At 65.8% G+C, this 17,015-nt stretch carries 15 protein-coding genes and 1 pseudogene; 11 read left to right on the forward strand and 5 right to left on the reverse strand.

Going from position 1 to position 17,015, the window contains the following annotated elements; genetic code table 11:
* Nucleotides 1-73 precede the first annotated feature (73 nt).
* From H9K76_RS19805 to H9K76_RS19820, 4 genes are all read left to right on the forward strand, one after another.
* Nucleotides 74-1,009 (forward strand): DMT family transporter, encoded by a 936-nt coding sequence (locus H9K76_RS19805; RefSeq protein ID WP_187596998.1) that lies wholly within the window; start codon nt 74-76, stop codon nt 1,007-1,009.
* 158 nt (nt 1,010-1,167) lie between these two features.
* The gene (cysK, locus tag H9K76_RS19810; RefSeq protein ID WP_187596999.1) at nt 1,168-2,085 is read left to right on the forward strand and encodes a cysteine synthase A; all 918 of its coding nucleotides are present in this window, start codon (nt 1,168-1,170) and stop codon (nt 2,083-2,085) included.
* A 176-nt stretch (nt 2,086-2,261) separates the two neighbouring features.
* Nucleotides 2,262-3,734, forward strand: a complete 1,473-nt coding sequence (locus H9K76_RS19815) for a phospholipase D-like domain-containing protein (protein WP_187597000.1) — start codon at nt 2,262-2,264, stop codon at nt 3,732-3,734.
* Between the two features lie 80 nt (nt 3,735-3,814).
* Nucleotides 3,815-5,557 carry an NAD(P)/FAD-dependent oxidoreductase gene (locus H9K76_RS19820; RefSeq protein ID WP_187597001.1) on the forward strand — a complete coding sequence of 581 codons (1,743 nt, stop codon included), beginning with the start codon at nt 3,815-3,817 and terminating at the stop codon, nt 5,555-5,557.
* A gap of 9 nt (nt 5,558-5,566) precedes the next feature.
* Here the strand turns inward: H9K76_RS19820 and H9K76_RS19825 are convergent, their stop codons facing one another.
* Complete coding sequence (locus H9K76_RS19825; RefSeq protein ID WP_187597002.1) at nt 5,567-6,805, reverse strand: CaiB/BaiF CoA transferase family protein; 1,239 nt, start codon at nt 6,803-6,805, stop codon at nt 5,567-5,569.
* 293 nt (nt 6,806-7,098) lie between these two features.
* Between H9K76_RS19825 and H9K76_RS19830 the strand changes: the two genes are divergently transcribed.
* Nucleotides 7,099-7,596: a queuosine precursor transporter gene (locus tag H9K76_RS19830; RefSeq protein WP_246475565.1), complete on the forward strand. Its 498-nt coding sequence runs from the start codon at nt 7,099-7,101 to the stop codon at nt 7,594-7,596.
* Nucleotides 7,597-7,631: 35 nt separating this feature from the next.
* Here the strand turns inward: H9K76_RS19830 and H9K76_RS19835 are convergent, their stop codons facing one another.
* The 4 genes from H9K76_RS19835 to pyrC form a co-directional block, all read right to left on the reverse strand.
* The gene (locus H9K76_RS19835; RefSeq protein ID WP_187597003.1) at nt 7,632-8,594 is read right to left on the reverse strand and encodes an aldo/keto reductase; all 963 of its coding nucleotides are present in this window, start codon (nt 8,592-8,594) and stop codon (nt 7,632-7,634) included.
* A gap of 143 nt (nt 8,595-8,737) precedes the next feature.
* Nucleotides 8,738-9,616 carry a protease HtpX gene (htpX, locus tag H9K76_RS19840; protein ID WP_187597004.1) on the reverse strand — a complete coding sequence of 293 codons (879 nt, stop codon included), beginning with the start codon at nt 9,614-9,616 and terminating at the stop codon, nt 8,738-8,740.
* 114 nt (nt 9,617-9,730) lie between these two features.
* Entirely contained in the window at nt 9,731-10,570 is an 840-nt protein-coding gene (locus H9K76_RS19845; protein ID WP_246475166.1) for a DUF3025 domain-containing protein, read from the reverse strand.
* Between the two features lie 14 nt (nt 10,571-10,584).
* Nucleotides 10,585-11,667 carry a dihydroorotase gene (pyrC, locus tag H9K76_RS19850; RefSeq protein ID WP_187597005.1) on the reverse strand — a complete coding sequence of 361 codons (1,083 nt, stop codon included), beginning with the start codon at nt 11,665-11,667 and terminating at the stop codon, nt 10,585-10,587.
* Between the two features lie 383 nt (nt 11,668-12,050).
* On the opposite strand from pyrC, the pseudogene H9K76_RS23515 reads away from it, so the two are divergent.
* The 6 genes and pseudogenes from H9K76_RS23515 to metC form a co-directional block, all read left to right on the forward strand.
* Nucleotides 12,051-12,209 (forward strand): annotated as a pseudogene (locus H9K76_RS23515) (deacylase); the annotation flags it as partial.
* A 174-nt stretch (nt 12,210-12,383) separates the two neighbouring features.
* The gene (locus H9K76_RS19855; protein ID WP_187600755.1) at nt 12,384-13,166 is read left to right on the forward strand and encodes a transporter substrate-binding domain-containing protein; all 783 of its coding nucleotides are present in this window, start codon (nt 12,384-12,386) and stop codon (nt 13,164-13,166) included.
* Nucleotides 13,166-13,915 carry an amino acid ABC transporter permease gene (locus H9K76_RS19860; RefSeq protein ID WP_425489714.1) on the forward strand — a complete coding sequence of 250 codons (750 nt, stop codon included), beginning with the start codon at nt 13,166-13,168 and terminating at the stop codon, nt 13,913-13,915. The genes H9K76_RS19855 and H9K76_RS19860 overlap by 1 nt, the downstream gene beginning before the upstream one ends.
* Entirely contained in the window at nt 13,905-14,783 is an 879-nt protein-coding gene (locus H9K76_RS19865) for an amino acid ABC transporter permease (protein ID WP_187597007.1), read from the forward strand. The genes H9K76_RS19860 and H9K76_RS19865 overlap by 11 nt, the downstream gene beginning before the upstream one ends.
* Entirely contained in the window at nt 14,770-15,648 is an 879-nt protein-coding gene (locus H9K76_RS19870; protein ID WP_187597008.1) for an amino acid ABC transporter ATP-binding protein, read from the forward strand. The genes H9K76_RS19865 and H9K76_RS19870 overlap by 14 nt, the downstream gene beginning before the upstream one ends.
* 71 nt (nt 15,649-15,719) lie before the next feature.
* Entirely contained in the window at nt 15,720-16,928 is a 1,209-nt protein-coding gene (gene metC, locus H9K76_RS19875; protein ID WP_187597009.1) for a cystathionine beta-lyase, read from the forward strand.
* Nucleotides 16,929-17,015: the final 87 nt, after the last annotated feature.

Genomic DNA, 17,015 nt, shown 5'->3' on the forward strand with positions numbered 1-17,015 from the left:
TCGTCCCAATCAAGGTATGAAATGTCCGAAAACAGATATGCAGCTTGAAGCCGCCAAGCGCATCATAACGAGCATGAATTACCTCTTTCCCTTGATGGCCGTGCTGATCTGGTCGGTCAACACCGTGGTCAGCAAGCAGGCCGCAACCAGCATCCACCCGGCGGAAATCGGCTTCCTCCGGTGGCTGGTCGCCGCCGTGCTGCTGACACCCATGCTCCTTCCCGGCGTGATCCGCAACTGGAAGAGCATCCGTCCCCAATTGCCGCGCATCCTGGTGCTCGGCATGCTGGGCATGGTCATCTACCAGACGCTTGCCTACTTCGCCGCGGGCTTCACCACCGCCACGCACATGGGCATCATCCTGTGCCTGTCACCGCTGATGGTGCTGGCGATTTCGGTGGGCGTGCTCGGCCAGCCGCTGACCTGGGGCGGTGCGCTGGGCAGCCTGATCGCGCTGGCCGGCGTGGTCCACGTGGTCACCAACGGCGAGCCGCAAGTGCTTTTCGCCCAGGGTTTCAACCGCGGTGACGTGCTGATGATCGTCGCGGCGCTGGCCTATGCGATCTACAACATCCTGCTCAAGCGCTGGCGCATGTCGCCCGCGATCCCCACCTTCCAGCTGCTGTACCTGCAGATGCTGGTGGCCGTGGTCGCACAGCTTCCCGTCTATCTGGCCAGCGAAAAGACCGGCATCAATGCGGACAACTGGGCGCTCGTGGCCTTTGCCGGAACCATGGCCTCGATTGCCGCACCCGCGCTTTGGATGACGGCCGTCTCGCGCCTGGGGCCCAACCGGTCGAGCATCTTCTTCAATCTCACCCCGATCAGCACGGCCATCGTCGCGTCGCTGTGGCTCGACGAGCACCTGCACGCCTACCACTGGGTGGGCGGCGCGCTCACGATCGCCGGCGTGGTGCTTGCCGAAAAGTGGATCACCCCGCTCTCCCGCACGAGGAAAGCCACGGGCAGCAGCATGGCGGCGCGCCCCGGGAACATGGACACCCCCTGAGCCGGGCAGGCATCAGGTGGACCACAGGTGGGCCAGCAAAGGCTGCATATCCATATACCGATAAGTGAGAACAACTAGGACACAATGGGCCGTTACCGTCGGTGACGGTCCATTCAAAGCCCTCTTTTTGTTCCATTCATCGTTGCTGGAGACTTCCCATGAAATTCGACAACATCCTGCAGACCATCGGCAACACGCCCGTCGTGCGCATCAACCGCCTGTTCGGCGCCAGCGCCAACGTCTGGGTCAAGGCCGAACGAAGCAACCCCGGCGGCTCGATCAAGGACCGCATCGCCCTGGCCATGGTGGAGGATGCCGAGCAGCGCGGCACGCTCAAGCCGGGTGGCACCATCATCGAGCCGACCTCCGGCAACACCGGCATCGGCCTCGCGCTGGTGGCGGCGGTCAAGGGCTACAAGCTGGTGCTGGTGATGCCCGAGAGCATGTCCATCGAGCGCCGCCGCCTCATGCTGGCCTATGGTGCGACCTTTGACCTCACGCCCAAGGAGAAGGGCATGAAGGGCGCAATCGCACGTGCCCAGGAACTGGCCGCCACGACGCCCGGCGCGTGGATTCCGCAGCAGTTCGAGAACCCTGCCAACATCGAGGTGCACGTGCGGACCACGGCGCAGGAAATCCTCGCCGACTTCCCCGACGGACTCGATGCGGTCATCACCGGCGTGGGCACGGGCGGCCACCTGACCGGCGTGGCGCGCGTGCTCAAAGGCAAGTTCCCGCAGCTCAAGGTCTACGCCGTCGAGCCCGTGGCATCGCCGGTGATCAGCGGCGGCCAGCCCGCACCGCATCCGATCCAGGGCATCGGCGCGGGCTTCATCCCCAAGAACCTCGACACCTCGCTGCTCGACGGCGTGATCCAGGTCGACGCCGAACCCGCGCGTGAGTACGCCCGCCGTTCGGCACGGGAGGAAGGCCTGCTGGTGGGCATCTCCTCCGGCGCGACACTGGCCGCCATCGCACAGAAGCTGCCCGAGCTGCCTGCCGGCGCCCGCGTGCTGGGCTTCAACTACGACACGGGCGAGCGTTATCTGTCGGTGGACGGATTCCTGCCAAGCTGACCGCCCGGAGCCCCAGGCCCGGTGAACAACGCCCGTCCGGCGGCTGCGAAGCCGCTGGACGGGCGTTGTTCCTTGGCGGCGTGCCTGCCCCGTTCCGGCGCGGCCTGCTTGCGCTCACTTCCGCTACGATGGTCCCCGGGGCCTGCCGGACGAACGGCGGCAGCCCCGCATGCAAGATGAACCATTTCCTGAATCTTTCCTGGGCACTGGTCCTGTTCGTGGCGCACTTTCTGGTGGCCCTGCGCGCGCTCACGCGCCCCAACCGCACGCCGGCCTCGCGCATCGCGTGGCTCTCGGTAATCATGCTGGTGCCGCTGGCAGGAATGATCGGCTACCTGCTGCTGGGCGAGACCAGCATCGGACAGGCACGCATCCAGCGCATGCGCCGCGCTGAAGAGCGCCTGTCCAAGCCCGGCGGCGCACCGTGCGCACCGCAGGACATGGCCCCCGGTGCCGCATCGCTGTTCGATTTCTGCCGCTCCATCACCGGCTTCGAGGTCGCGGGGGGCAACCGCATCACCGTGCTCGGAGATGCCTCCGCTCCGGCCGACGATCCCCGGCGCGACTCCCTGGCCGCCATCGACGCGCTGATTGCCGACATCGGCCAGGCCCACGCACACGTGCACATCGCCGTCTACATCTGGCTCGACGATGACGTGGGCCGCAAGATCGCTGATGCGGTGACGGCGGCCGCGCAACGCGGCGTGCAGTGCCGCGTGATGGTGGACTCGTTCGGCTCGCGCGAATTCGTGGGAAGCGGGACCTGGAAGGCCATGGCAGCAGCCGGTGCGAGACTGCATGCCACGCTCAGCGATATCTCGCGCATGCGGCACATGGCGTTCAGCCGCGTGGACCTGCGCGATCACCGCAAGATCGCGGTGATCGACAACCGCATCGCGTTCTGCGGAAGCCAGAACTTCGCCTCGCCCGAATTCCGCGTCAAGGCACGGTTCGCGCCATGGATCGACATGCTGCTGCGCTGCGAGGGCCCCATCGTGCGGCAGGCGCAGTACCTGTTCCTGAGCGGCTGGATTCCCGAAACGGGCGAGACAGGCCTGGACACCCTGCCCGCGCGGGTCCCGGGCGACCCCGCACCGGGGACCAGCGTCGCGCAGACCTTCGAGACCGGCCCCACCGCGCGCTTCAATGCCATGTCGGACATGTTCGTGGCCTGCATCTATGCGGCGCGCAGCGAACTGGTGATCACCACGCCCTACTTCGTGCCCGACGAATCCATACTGCGCGCGATCTGCGCTGCTCCCCGGCGCGGCGTGAAGACCACCATCATCTTCCCCGCGCGCAACGATTCGTGGCTCGTGGGCAATGCCTGCGGAAGCACCTATCTGGACCTGCTGCACAGCGGCGTCGAGGTCCATGAGTATCCGCTCGGCCTGCTGCACACCAAGTCCATGACCATCGACGGCGAACTGGCCCTCGTGGGCTCGGCCAACATGGACAGGCGCAGCCTGGAACTCAACTACGAGAACAGCCTGCTCATCGCCGACCGGGAGGTCACGGCGCAGATTCGCGAACGGCAACGGCGCTACCTCTCGGTCAGCCATCCGGTGACGCTGGATGCGGCGCGCACCTGCCCATTCCACCGGCGACTGATCCAGAACTTCATCGGGATGATGGCGCCGGTGCTGTGAAAGCGTGAAAAGCGGTCCATCGGATAAAATCCCGTCCCCCATCCACCTGCCCAGCCCGATCGATACGGGCCACCCGCACGATGATCCGCATCTCCGAAATCAAGCTGCCGCTGGCAGCATTGCCCGCTGGCGAATACGACGCCGACACCCACCCCGAGGCCGCGCTGCGCGAGCAGGTCGCGCAGACGCTGCAGATCGCGCCCGCCGAGATCGCCGCGCTGCAGGTCTTCAAGCGCAGCTTCGACGCACGCAAGGTGGAACTCATGGCGGTCTACATCGTCGATGTGGATCTCGCCGATCCGTCGAAGGAGGCCGCACTGCTGGCCGCCAACGAGAAGCATCCGCACATCCACGCCACGCCCGACATGCGCTGGAAGCCCGTGGGCCAGGCTCCTTCCGGCTTGCAGGAGCGCCCGGTGGTGATCGGCTTCGGCCCCTGCGGCATCTTTGCCGCCCTGGTGCTCGCGCAGATGGGATTCAAGCCCATCGTGCTGGAGCGCGGCCGCCAGGTGCGCGAGCGAACCAAGGACACCTGGGGCCTGTGGCGCAAGCGTGTTCTCACGCCCGAGTCGAACGTGCAGTTCGGCGAAGGCGGTGCGGGCACGTTCTCCGACGGCAAGCTCTACAGCCAGATCAAGGACCCGCGCCATCTCGGCCGCAAGGTGATGGAGGAATTCGTCCAGGCCGGCGCACCCGCCGAAATCCTGTACACCGCACATCCGCACATCGGCACGTTCAAGCTCGTGAAGGTGGTGGAGACGCTGCGCGAGCAGATCATCGCGCTGGGCGGCGAGGTGCGCTTCGGCCAGCGCGTGAGCGACGTGCACGTCGAGTCCGACGCAGAGGGCGAGCGCCGCGTGACGGGCCTCACCGTGGTCGACCTGGAGACGGGCAAGGAGAGCTTCCAGCCCGCATCCAACGTGGTGATCGCCCTCGGCCACAGCTCCCGCGATACCTTCGCCATGCTGTATGAGCGCGGCGTCTCCATGGTGGCCAAGCCATTCTCGATCGGTGTGCGCATCGAGCATCCGCAAAGCGTGATCGACCGTGCGCGCTGGGGCAAGCATGCCGGCCACCCGCTGCTTGGCGCCGCGGACTACAAGCTCGTGCACCATGCCGCCAACGGCCGCGCTGTGTACAGCTTCTGCATGTGCCCGGGCGGCACCGTGGTCGCCGCGACCAGCGAACCCGAACGTGTGGTGACCAACGGCATGAGCCAGTACTCGCGCGCCGAACGCAATGCGAATGCAGGCATGGTGGTGGCCATCGACGAGAGCGACTTTCCCCGCGACGCGGCCTCGTTCGAGAAGTACCTCGGCAAATCCTACGGTGTGGAAAACATCAAGGCAGGCGAGACCCATCCGCTGGCCGGCATCGTGCTGCAGCGGCAGCTGGAGTCGAACGCCTACGTGGTGGGCGGCAGCGACTACAGTGCGCCGGGCCAGCTCGTGGGCGACTTCCTCAAGCGCCGCCCGTCCAAGGCGCTGGCGAGCGTGCAGCCCTCCTACAAGCCCGGCGTGCATCTCACCGAGATCGACAAGGCCCTGCCCGCATTCGCCGTCGAGGCCATGCGCGAGGCCCTGCCCGTCTTCGGCCGCAAGATCCGGGGCTACGACATGCCCGATGCCGTGATGACCGGCGTGGAAACGCGCACCTCGTCGCCGCTGCGCATCGGCCGTGGCGACGACCTGCAGAGCCTGAACACGCGCGGCCTTTATCCGGCCGGTGAAGGCGCAGGCTATGCGGGCGGCATCCTCTCCGCGGGTGTCGATGGCATCAAGGTCGGCGAAGCCGTGGCGCGACAGATGCTGGGGCTCGGCTGATCGCGGCCTTCAGTCGGGCAGCGTCAGGACGCCCTTGTCGCGCAGCGCCTGCAGTTGCGCGTCGTCCATGTACAGCAATCGGGTGAGCATCTCGCGCGTGCCCTCGCCCAGTGTCGGCGGTGCATGGCGGATCGGCAGGCGCCTGCCGTCCATGCGCACGGGCGGCGCAAACACGGGCGTGGTGCCGGCCACGGGGTGCGGCAGATCCTGCACGAGCCGGCTGCGGCGGGTGCGCTCCCCGGTCAAGGCTTCGTGCAGGCCCTTCACCTGCCCGCAGGGAATGCCCGCCCGCGTCAGGCGCTCGAGCAGCACATCGCGCGGAAACTGCGCCAGCGCGTTCGTGATCACCGGAATCAATTCTTTCCGGTTCTTCGCGCGCTCCACGTTGGTGCTGAAGCGCGGGTCTTCCACCACGTCGGGACGCTCGAGCACGACACGGCAGAGCTTGTCGAACTGGGCATTGTTGCCTACCGTGATGATGAACGGCCCGTCGGCCGCCTCGTACATGCCGTAGGGAACGATGGAGGGGTGTGCGTTGCCATAACGCTGCGGGTCATGCCCGAGTTCGAGCGCATCGAGACCGTAATACCCCGTGACCATGATGCCGTGGTCATAGAGCGCCAGTTCGATGAAGCGTCCTCGCCCGGTACGCTCGCGGCGGAACAGTGCCGCAAGGACGGCCTGCGCTGCAGACATGCCCGTCATCAGGTCGACCACGGCCACCCCGAACTTCAGCGGCGGATCGCCCGCACAGCCATTGAGCGCCATGAGCCCCGCTTCCCCCTGGATCACCAGGTCGTATCCCGGGCGGGTGGCCTCGGGCCCGCTGCTGTCATAGCCCGCCACGGCGCAGTACACGAGATCGGGCTTCAGGGCCTTCAACTGCTCGTAGCCCAGCCCCATCTTCTCGGCGCCGCCTGTCTTGAAGTTGTGGATGAGCACGTCCACCTGCGGCAGCAGCTCATGGATGATGGCGAGCGCCTCGGGGGTCTGCAGGTCCAGCGTGATCGAGCGCTTGTTGCGGTTCATGCTGTTGTAGTAGGTGGTCTCGGTCTTGCCGATGCGCATGCCCCAGTCGCGCGTATCGTCACCGCGCACGGGGTGCTCCACCTTGATCACTTCCGCGCCATAGTCGGCCAGCACCTGGCCGCACAACGGCCCCGCGAACACGCGCGAGAGGTCCAGCACGCGCACGCCTTCGAGCGGCAAATCCATCTTCAAAGCATCCTCGCGATCCGACTGCGCCATGGAAACACTCCTTGAGATATCAGCCCTCAGCTCCGCGACAAGCCTGCCCGGCGGCTTCAGGCGAGACAAGTGTAGCGAGTGACGCCGGAACACCTTCCCCGTGGCCGATCGATCACGGACTCGCGCGGGCCCCGCACGGGAATGCGCGCGAAAAACTGCGCGGAAATGGCAGGTCACGGACAATACGCGGTTGCCCCCGCGCACCCATGTCCAACGAACTCCCTCTTGCCAGCCGCACCATGCCGACGCCGCCCTCTCCCCATGCCGACTTCAGCACGCCCAGCGCCACACGCATGCTGCTCGGCGTGCTTGCCATGGCGCTGGTCGTGCTCGCGTCCAACATCCTTGTTCAATACCCGATCAACGACTGGCTGACCTGGGGCGCCATCTCCTATCCGGTGGCCTACCTCGTCAGCGACCTGATCAACCGCAGCCACGGGCCTGTCCCCGCGCGCCGCGTGGCCTGGGTGGGCTTCGCGGTCGCCGTCGCAGCCTCCCTGCTGCTGGCGCCGCCGCGCATCGCAATAGCCTCGGGGGCGGCGTTCATTCTTTCGCAGCTCTTCGACATCAGCGTATTCCACCGCCTGCGCCAGGGACTCTGGTGGAAGGCCCCGCTCATCGCCACCATCCTGGCGGCCATCCTCGACACCTTCGTGTTCTGGAGCATCGCCTTCGCGGGTGGCAGCGACCCATGGTTCACCTGGGCGCTCGGCGACCTCGGTGTGAAGCTGACGATGGGGCTGCTGTTGCTGCTGCCGTTCCGGCTGCTGACCTGGCGAAGCGTGCACTGACGCCCCGAGGCGCAGAACCAGGCGCCGGGGGCTCGTCACTCCGCGCTGGCGGCATCCAGCGTCTTCAACGCCTCATCGTCGAGCACCAGGCTGGCGGCGCGCACCAGGGACTGCAACTGCGCGAGGTTGCTCGCACTCGCAATCGGAGCGGCAATCGCCTTGCGGGTCAGCAGCCATGCAATGGCCACCTCGCTCTGCGACGCGTTCAGGCGCGCAGCCACCGCATCCAGCGCGCCGAGTATGCGCAGCCCGCGTGGATTGAGGTACAGCCCCACCGTCTTCGGGCCGCGCGCGCTCTTGTTCACGTCAGCCTCCGTGCGGTACTTGCCCGCCAGAAAGCCGGCGGCCAGTGCGTAGAAATTGATCACGCCGACCCCGTGCTGTTCGCACAGCGGCTGCAGCTCCTTCTCGAACACCGCGCGGTCGTACAGGTTGTAGAGCGGCTGCAGGCTTTCATAGCGCGCCAGGCGATGCTTCTCGCTGCATTCGAGTGCGGCGGCCAGGCGCCCGGCGCTGTAGTTGGAGGCGCCCACCGCGCGCACCTTGCCCTCGCGGATGAGATCGCTGAAGGTTCCCATCACGTCCTCAAAGGGAATGTCAGGATCGTCGTCGTGCGACTGGTACAGGTCGATATAGTCCGTCTGCAGGCGCTTGAGCGAAGCATCGACGGCCTGGCGGATGTACCTCGGGTGCAGGCCCACCCTGCCGTCCCCCATGTCCTTGCCGACCTTGGTGGCCAGCACCAGCCGGTCGCGCCTGCCCGCATTTTTCCGGAGCCAGTTGCCGATGATGGTTTCCGACTCCCCTCCCGCGTGCCCTGGCACCCAGCGCGAATACACGTCGGCGGTATCGACAAAATTCATGCCTGCATCGAGCCACGCATCGAGCAGCGAAAAGCTCATGGCCTCGTCGGCGGTCCAGCCGAACACATTGCCACCAAAGCACAGCGGCGAGACCTGCAGCGCGGAGCGGCCCAGGGGACGCAAGGGAAACGACATCTTCTTCCTTTCAAAGCCGGTACGACAACCATCGGATGACAGCCATTGTGCCCCTGCGCAAAAAAGGCCGCAGTGTCTGCCACTGCGGCCTCTTGCCGGTTGTTCTCGTGTCAGGCGGCAAACAACAGCATGCCGCCCCGGAATCAGGCCTGCTGCAGGTTCTGCAGCGCAGCCACACGCTCTTCGATCGGAGGGTGCGAGCTGAACAGCTTGCCGATGTTGCCGGTGATGCCCATCGCCTGCATGTTCTGCGGCAGGGCGCCGGGATGCATGCCGCCCAGGCGGTACAACGCGTTCACCATCGGCTGCTTGCGGCCCATGAGCTGCGCAGCACCCGCATCGGCACGGAACTCGCGCTGGCGGCTGAACCAGGCGACGATGATCGATGCCAACACGCCGAACAGGATGTCCAGCACCACGGTGCTGATCATGTAGCCGATGCCGGGGCCCGAGCTGTTCTCGTCGTTGCGGCGCAGGAAGCTGTCGACCGCATAGCCGATCACCCGAGAGAGGAACACGACGAAGGTGTTCATCACGCCCTGGATCAGCGCCATGGTCACCATGTCGCCGTTGGCCACGTGGGCCACCTCATGGCCGATCACCGCCTCGACTTCCTCGCGGGTCATGCCTTGCAGCAGCCCCGTGGACACGGCCACCAGCGACGAGTTCTTGAACGCACCGGTGGCAAAGGCATTGGGCTCGCCCTCGTAGATGCCGACCTCGGGCATGGTGATGCCCGCCTTGTCGGCGAACTTGCGCACGGTGTCCACGATCCATGCCTCGTCGGCGTTGCGCGGCTCGTTGATGATCTGCACGCCCATGCTCATCTTGGCCATGGGCTTGCTCATCAGGAGCGAAATGAAGGCACCGCCCATGCCCATGATGAAGGCGAAGCCCAACAGCGCGCCCAGGTTCAATCCGTTCGCGGTAAGAAAGCGGTTCACGCCAAGCAGGTTGGCGACAATGCCCAGCACCACCACGACGGCGATGTTGGTCAACAAAAACAATGCAATGCGTTTCATCGTTGGTTCTCCACAAGGGATAACGTTCTGCGGCAAGGGAGCTGTGCGGGGCGGAGGACATGCCGCCCGTGCCACCCGGCGCTTGCCCGAATATGGGGTGGGCCCGCCCTCATTTCAACGGGCGGCAGCAGCGATTTCGGGCTGTTGGATTATTTTTCTGGCGTCGCTGCGAAAAACCATGGAGTCATCATAGAAGCAAAAGTTCTCGTTTTCGCTCCACCAACCGGGCACACCCAGAACCGGCAGGGGATTGAACGGCTTCTGTGCAAACCATTCCTGCGTGAAATGCGAAGCCATCCAGGCATCCGGCCCCGTGCTGGCGCATTGCACACGGCCGCCCTCGTCCGCAATCACCACATGTGCCGTGATCGACTTGCGCGGCTGCACCAGTTTTTCGAGCAGCGCATGGCCGAAGGGGATCAATCGTGCCTCGCGCCACAGCGGCCGCAACTGCACGCCCAGCCTGTGCCATGCACGCTCCCGCAGCGCTTCGCACAGGGGCTGCGACGCCAGCAGCAGGGCGCCGTTCTCATCGAACACGGTGATCGCGTCACGCAGCGGACCCCGCGTCCCGCCCGCACCCCGCTGCCGGATGGCATCCGCCTGCCAGCGATTGAAGAGGCGCTTGGTGCGGGGGAAGTGCAGCCAGATCAGCCCATTGAGGAAGTCATGCAGGTTATCGCGCGTGGGAATGCAGCACCGCTCGTCGATGAACCGCTCGTAGGCCACGCCATGCTCCAGGGATTCATGCGCGACGAAGCGCATGGCGCCGCGCGCTTCGGTTCCTGCTTGATCCCCTTCCAGCGCTTCGTTCAGTGCCTGAGCAACGCTGGCGCCTGCCAGGATGCGCGCCGCAGCGGGCCGGCCGGCCTGCGCCATCCCTGCGAGCCAGGGGCGGTGCCAATCCACCAGCCCCCATGCCTCCCGCCCCTCTCCAACCTGCATGGCTGCCATGCGCGTGTGCCGGATCAGCCCACAAGCTTCCACGGCAGCGCCTCGCCCGAGCGCAGCGGCTTGAGCTCGGCCTCGCCGAACGCGAAGCTGGCGGGCGGTGTCCATGACTCGCGGCGCAGCGTGATCGTGCCGTTGTTGCGCGGCAGGTCGTAGAACGCCGGACCGTTGAAGCTCGCAAAGGCTTCGAGCTTGTCGAGTGCGCCCGCGTTGTCGAAGGCTTCCGCATACATCTCGATGGCAGCGTGGGCCGTGTAGCAGCCCGCGCAGCCCGAGGCGTGTTCCTTCAGATGCGCCGGATGCGGCGCGCTGTCGGTGCCCAGGAAGAACTTCTCGCTGCCGCTGGTGGCTGCTTCCACCAATGCCAGCCGATGCGTCTCGCGCTTGAGCACGGGCAGGCAATAGTAATGAGGGCGAATGCCGCCGGTGAAGATGGCATTGCGGTTGTACAGCAGGTGGTGCGCGGTGATCGTCGCGGCGGTATGGCTGTCGGCCGCCTTCACGTAGTCGGCCGCATCCTTGGTGGTGATGTGCTCGAAGACGATCTTCAGCTCGGGGAAGTCGCGGCGCAGCGGGATCAGCTGCTGGTCGATGAATGCGGCCTCGCGATCGAACAGGTCGATGTCGCTGCTGGTCACCTCGCCATGCACCAGCAGCAGCATGCCGGCCTTCTGCATGGCCTCGAGCGTACGGTAGGTCTTGCGGATGTCGGTCACGCCGGCATCGCTGTTGGTGGTGGCACCTGCGGGGTAGAGCTTGAGCGCCACCACGCCCGCCGCCTTGGCGCGCACGATTTCCTCGGGAGCAAGGTTGTCCGTGAGGTACAGCGACATCAGCGGCTCGAACTGCACGCCCTCGGGCACGGCATCCAGGATGCGTTGCTTGTACGCGAGAGCCTGTTCCGCCGTGGTCACGGGCGGGCGCAGGTTGGGCATGATCAGCGCGCGGCCGAACTGGGCGGCGGTGTGAGGCACCACGGTGCGCAGCGGCTCGCCGTCGCGCACATGCAGGTGCCAGTCGTCCGGCCGGGTGATGGTGAGGGTATCGACGCGAGGCTGCGAAGACGAAGCAGAAGTGGAGGTGGGGGATGCGGCGTTCATGGCGCATATTGTCGTTCGATCCCGGCGGAATCCACCCATCTCCCCGGAAAGTTCTGATCCGCCAACCCCATGCTTCCCCCAGGGACCGCTCTTGCCGCGAGGCGGCCCGGCAGCAAAAAAAACCCCGGCCGCATAGTGGGGCCGGGGCGGAATTCCCCACTAGGGGGCGAGGGGTTCCTATGAATTCTGTGCGCCGGGAGGTGGCATGGAAGCCGTCCGACAATTGGATTTCATTCTGACGGAATCTGGCGTGAGTATTGTGATGAGTTGTCTCATTCCCTTGTAGGACATTAGCAAAAATCGATCAAAGAATTTCAACAATAGTTAACCATTCCTGCTTTGCAGGCAACCTATGCGAAAGATTTCTGCGCCAATGGCAGCAGCAGGCCGGGCAGCCCGCCGCACGCATTCACTTTCCCCAGACACCCGGGCGCAGCCCTTCGGAAATAGCCTTCACGGCGCCCGGCGAGGTGATCTGCCGCCGCGTACCGGCGTTGGTGACGCGCGGTGACTGTCTCTTCCAGCAGGCATTGCCACGCTGAAGACTGCATAAGGATGCGCGAAAAACTTTGTTGTTCAGGAAAACGCCGCGCTGGAAGATCACGCCTCCAACTCAAGAGGATTCCTTTCCCGTGATTTCATTTTCTTCCGCCGCGCCCGCATCGCTGAACACACCGCACCGCGCGGGCCTGATCACCACCATCGCCCTTGCCGCGATGCTCTGCGGCAGCGCCGCGCACGCCGATGCCACGCTGGACAGGATCAAGGAGCGCGGCAAAGTCACCATCGGCGTGTTGATCAACGGAGGACCGTTCGGCTCCATCGACCCCGCCACGCAACAGCTTGTGGGCTGGAACCCCGAACTCGCGCAGGCGCTGGCCAAGGGCCTGGGCGTGCAGGCAGACCTGGTGCAGGTTCAGACGGCCACACGCGTGCAGTTCCTGCAGGCAGGCAAGGTGGATCTGCTGATCGCGTCAATGGAACTCAACCCGGATCGCGCAGAAAGCCTGGGCTACGCGCCCACGCCTTTCTACCGCGTGGGCGGCGCTGCCGCGGTGCGCAAGGACAGCGGCATCACCCGCTGGGAAGATCTGCGCGGCAAGCCCGTGTGCGTCTCGCAGGGCAGCAGCTATGCCAAGCCCCTCGCCAACGAGTATGGTGCGCAGGTACACGGCTACAAGTCCGCCTCGGACTCGCTGCTCGCGCTCAAGGGAGGCAACTGCGTGGCGGCCGTGCACGACAGCACCCTCATCCATCCCCTGCTGAACCAGAACCCGGAATGGTCGCAATACGGAACACCGATCAAGGGGCAGATCCTGCCTGCCGACTCCGTGGTGTGGACCCGCAAAGGTGAGAGCGACACCATCGCCGCCGTGGACAAGGTCGTGCGATCCTGGCATCGCAGCGGCTGGCTGATCGATACCGAACGGCGCCTGAACATCACGCCGCCCAACCCGCTGCTGCCCGAGCTGCAAACCAGGCTCAAGACGGCGTCGTGATCGAAAACACCCTGCTGTCCGATGCGGTTCAAGCGCTCAAGCCCACAGGCCTGAACTACGAGTTCCTGCTGGATGCAAGCGAGCGCGGCGCGTTCATCCGGGGCCTGGGCGTCACGCTCGAGTTGTGCCTGCTGACCATTCCATGCAGCCTGCTGGCAGGCATCGCCCTGGCCGCCATGCTGACATCCGGCAACCGGCCCCTGGCCGGCGTGACGCGCGCCTTCGTGGAAATCACGCGCAGCACGCCGACGCTGGTGCAGCTCTACTGTGCCTTCCTCGTGCTCAACATGCTCATCACGCAGCAACTGCGCGAGTGGGGCGTGAGCTCCAATCCGCTCACGCCTTTCATCTGGGTGGTGGTCGTGGTGTCGCTGCACAAGGGCGTGTTCCATGCCGAAGCGCTTCGCGCGGGCATCGAGGCGGTGCCCTCTACAACGCTCGAAGCCGCAAGGTCGCTGGGCCTGTCGCGCATGCAGTTGCTCTCCCGCGTGCAGTTGCCGCTGGCGCTGCGCTTTGCGTTGCCGTCGCTGGTGAACAACGTGGTCGATCTGGTGAAGATGACAGCTGTTGCATCCGCCATCGCCGTGGGCGATGTCACCTACGAGTCCATCATGATCTGGTCGCAGCGCGACAACGTTCTGGAGCTGCTGTTGCTCATCCTGCTCTGGTTCGGCCTGCTCACCTGGCTGGTGTCGGTGGCGGGGCGCAGGCTGGAACACCGCCTGAGGATGCCTGGCTATGGTCAATAAGTTCGTCATCCGGTTCGCCAACGACATCACGCCGGGCTCCGCGCCCCGAGCTTGGTCCGTGGGGCCGGGCCTACCATCGCTGCCGTCCCTGCTCGCTCACGCGAAGCGGCATGCAAGGTGGATCGCCGCACTGGCCGCATTGCTGGCCCTCGGCCTTCTGCTGCCGTACTGGAGCGCCACCGGCACCACGCCCGTCGCCTTCGCGCACCTGTGGAAATGGTTCCCGGCGCTGCTGAGCGGGCTGTGGGTGAACGTGGGCATCAGCCTGCTGGCCATGGCCCTGGGCACGGTGGCCGGGCTGCTGCTCGGGGCCCTGTCGTTCTCGCGATGGCGGGCCACGCGCACCGCCGTACGCTGGTACGTGCAGGTGTTTCGCAACGCACCCACGCTGGTGCTGATCTACTTCACCACCTACGTGTTTCCGTTCGAGATCCGCCTGTTCGGTGGCGGGGTTCCGTTTCCTGACTGGGTGAAGGTGGTGCTCGGCCTTGCCTTGCCGACCAGTGCCATCGTCGCGGAGATCTTTCGCGGCGCGATCCAGTCCATCCCCAGCGCGCAGTGGGAAGCCGCACAGTCGCTGGGGCTGCGCCGCTCGCAGATCTTTCGCCGCGTGGTGCTGCCGCAATGCCTGCGCCGCATGCTGGCACCATGGATGAACCTTTACGCCAGCATCACCATGAGCACCTCGCTGGCCTCGCTGGTGGGCGTGCACGACGTGGTCGACACCGCGCAGATCGCCAGCAACACCGTGGCCCGCACCGACTTCACGGTGCTGATCTACCTGGTGCTGCTCGCGCTGTTCTTTGCCTACTGCTACCCCATCGCCCATGCCACGCGCGGGCTGGAGCGCCGACATGAACGCTACTGAATCCTTCATCCGCTTTCGACCCGCCGACGAAGCCCGCGATGCGGCGCGGGCACCCCTCGTGGATCTACGCGACATCCATCTCGCGTTTGGCGACAACGCCGTGCTCCAGGGCATCGACCTGCAGGTGCGCCGCGGCGAAGCGGTGAGCATCATCGGCCCCTCGGGCTCCGGGAAATCCACCATCCTGCGATGCATCACCGGCCTGCTACGCCCCCAGAGCGGCCAGATCCACGTGAGCGGCACGCGCGTCGATGAACTCCGGACCGAGTCGCAACTGATCGCCCTGCGCAAGCGCGTGGGCTTCGTTTTCCAGCAGTACAACCTGTTCCCGCACCTCACGGTGCTGCAGAACCTGACCATCGCGCCGACACTGGCGGGCGGCGTGAGCCAAGCCGACGCCGAGCGCGAGGCGCGCGTGCTGCTGCAACGCGTGCGTCTGGATCACAAGGAAAACGCATATCCCGGCGAACTCTCCGGAGGGCAGCAGCAGCGCGTCGCCATCGCACGCGCGCTCGCCATGCGGCCCGAGCTGATCCTGTTCGACGAAGTGACCTCCGCACTCGATCCCGAAACGGTGGGCGAAGTGCTCACGGTGATCCGCGAACTGGTGAGCGACGGCATGACCTGCGTGCTGGTCACGCATGAAATGCGCTTCGCCCACGAGGTCAGCGACAGCGTGTATTTCACCGAGGCCGGGCGCATCGTGGAGCACGGCCCCTCCGCACAGGTCTTCGAGCATCCGCGCAGCGATCGCACCCGCGAGTTTCTGCAGCGCGCGCTCGGCAGTCACAGCAGCAACACCCATGCGCGCACGCAAGGCATCGAGGCACCGTTGCACTTCCACCAGTTGCAGTTTGCGCTGTAGCTTCACGCACCACTCCACGCCAGGACACATCCCATGAGCACATCCCCCCAGGGCTGCAGCGAGGCCGCGTCATGAGCTCGCCCCGCTCGCCCACGTCACTGCTCCACGCCGGAGCCCCCGCTCTGCGCGATGGTTCCGGCCCCGTCAACGTGCCGGTGGTTCGAACCAGCACCGTGCGCTTCGAGAGCGCCGCCGCCCTGGCCGACCACCACCACCGCCGCGCGGCCGGCGAACGCGTGGCCTCCTATGGACGGCATGGTCTCGACACACACCGTGCGCTGGAAGACGCGATCATCGCGCTGGAGGGCGGCCATCGCGCGTTCCTCGCGCCCTCCGGGCTTGCTGCGATCACGCTCGTGCTGTTGGCGCTGCTGTCGCCGGGGGACCACGCACTGGTCTCGGACAGCGTGTATTCGCCCGTGCGCCGCGTGGACGACACCTTGCTCAGGCGCCTCGGAATCACCCTGGAGTACTTCTCGCCATCACGGGACGACCTGGCCACGAAGATCCGCGACAACACGCGACTCGTCTATCTGGAGTCCCCCAGTTCGCTGCTCTACGAGGTGCTGGACCTGCCCGCACTCACCGCCATTGCGCGCTCGCGCAACATTCCTGTCGTGGCGGACAACACCTGGAGCGGCGGCTGGTTCCTGCAGCCGCTGAAGCTCGGCGTGAACATTTCCATTCAGGCCGCGACGAAGTACATCGCGGGCCACTCCGATGTGATGCAGGGCATCGTGGTCACCGACTCGCACGAGTTGACCAAGCGCATCGCCGCCACACACGAAGCCCTGGGCCTGACCGTCAGTGCCGACGATGCCTACCTCGCACTGCGTGGCGTGCGCACCCTGCCCGTGCGGCTCGCCCAGCACCAGCACAACGCCACCATCGTCGCTCAATGGCTTCTGTCGCACCCCAAGGTACAGCGGGTGTTCTATCCGGCGCTGCCGTCCGACCCCGGACATGCGCTGTGGAAGCGCGACTTCAGCGGCGCCAGCGGCCTGCTCTCGTTCGCCTTGGCGCCAGGCCTGGATACACGCGATGCCGAGGATCTTGTCGATGCGCTGAAGTACTTCTCCATCGGGGCCTCCTGGGGCGGCTATGAAAGCCTGGCCCTCATCGCGGCGCCCGAGCGGCTGCGGGAACACAGCGTGTGGACCGGCACACAGCCCGTCATCCGGCTGCACATCGGCCTGGAGGACCCCGCGGACCTGATCGCCGATCTGGCGCAGTCGTTCGACGGGTTGGATCAGAGCAGCCGGCGCAAGCTGGCAGCCTAGATCCAGGCTGGCGCTGCCCGGTCAACGAGACGAGGTTTGGAAGGTGGGGGAAAAGTACATGGCCCCACCGTCTCCTCGGACCCCAGC

Source organism: Diaphorobacter ruginosibacter (genome assembly GCF_014395975.1).
Classification (GTDB): domain Bacteria; phylum Pseudomonadota; class Gammaproteobacteria; order Burkholderiales; family Burkholderiaceae_C; genus Diaphorobacter_A; species Diaphorobacter_A ruginosibacter.

What these genes read in the sequence shown, in the direction of transcription:
- H9K76_RS19805 (WP_187596998.1), top strand. Translation starts at nt 74, where the DNA reads ATGAATTACCTCTTTCCCTTGATGGCCGTGCTGATCTGGTCGGTCAAC.
- cysK (WP_187596999.1), top strand. Translation starts at nt 1,168, where the DNA reads ATGAAATTCGACAACATCCTGCAGACCATCGGCAACACGCCCGTCGTG.
- H9K76_RS19815 (WP_187597000.1), top strand. Translation starts at nt 2,262, where the DNA reads ATGAACCATTTCCTGAATCTTTCCTGGGCACTGGTCCTGTTCGTGGCG.
- H9K76_RS19820 (WP_187597001.1), top strand. Translation starts at nt 3,815, where the DNA reads ATGATCCGCATCTCCGAAATCAAGCTGCCGCTGGCAGCATTGCCCGCT.
- H9K76_RS19825 (WP_187597002.1), bottom strand. Translation starts at nt 6,805, where the DNA reads ATGGCGCAGTCGGATCGCGAGGATGCTTTGAAGATGGATTTGCCGCTC.
- H9K76_RS19830 (WP_246475565.1), top strand. Translation starts at nt 7,099, where the DNA reads ATGCTGCTCGGCGTGCTTGCCATGGCGCTGGTCGTGCTCGCGTCCAAC.
- H9K76_RS19835 (WP_187597003.1), bottom strand. Translation starts at nt 8,594, where the DNA reads ATGTCGTTTCCCTTGCGTCCCCTGGGCCGCTCCGCGCTGCAGGTCTCG.
- htpX (WP_187597004.1), bottom strand. Translation starts at nt 9,616, where the DNA reads ATGAAACGCATTGCATTGTTTTTGTTGACCAACATCGCCGTCGTGGTG.
- H9K76_RS19845 (WP_246475166.1), bottom strand. Translation starts at nt 10,570, where the DNA reads ATGGCAGCCATGCAGGTTGGAGAGGGGCGGGAGGCATGGGGGCTGGTG.
- pyrC (WP_187597005.1), bottom strand. Translation starts at nt 11,667, where the DNA reads ATGAACGCCGCATCCCCCACCTCCACTTCTGCTTCGTCTTCGCAGCCT.
- H9K76_RS19855 (WP_187600755.1), top strand. Translation starts at nt 12,384, where the DNA reads ATGCTCTGCGGCAGCGCCGCGCACGCCGATGCCACGCTGGACAGGATC.
- H9K76_RS19865 (WP_187597007.1), top strand. Translation starts at nt 13,905, where the DNA reads ATGGTCAATAAGTTCGTCATCCGGTTCGCCAACGACATCACGCCGGGC.
- H9K76_RS19870 (WP_187597008.1), top strand. Translation starts at nt 14,770, where the DNA reads ATGAACGCTACTGAATCCTTCATCCGCTTTCGACCCGCCGACGAAGCC.
- metC (WP_187597009.1), top strand. Translation starts at nt 15,720, where the DNA reads ATGAGCTCGCCCCGCTCGCCCACGTCACTGCTCCACGCCGGAGCCCCC.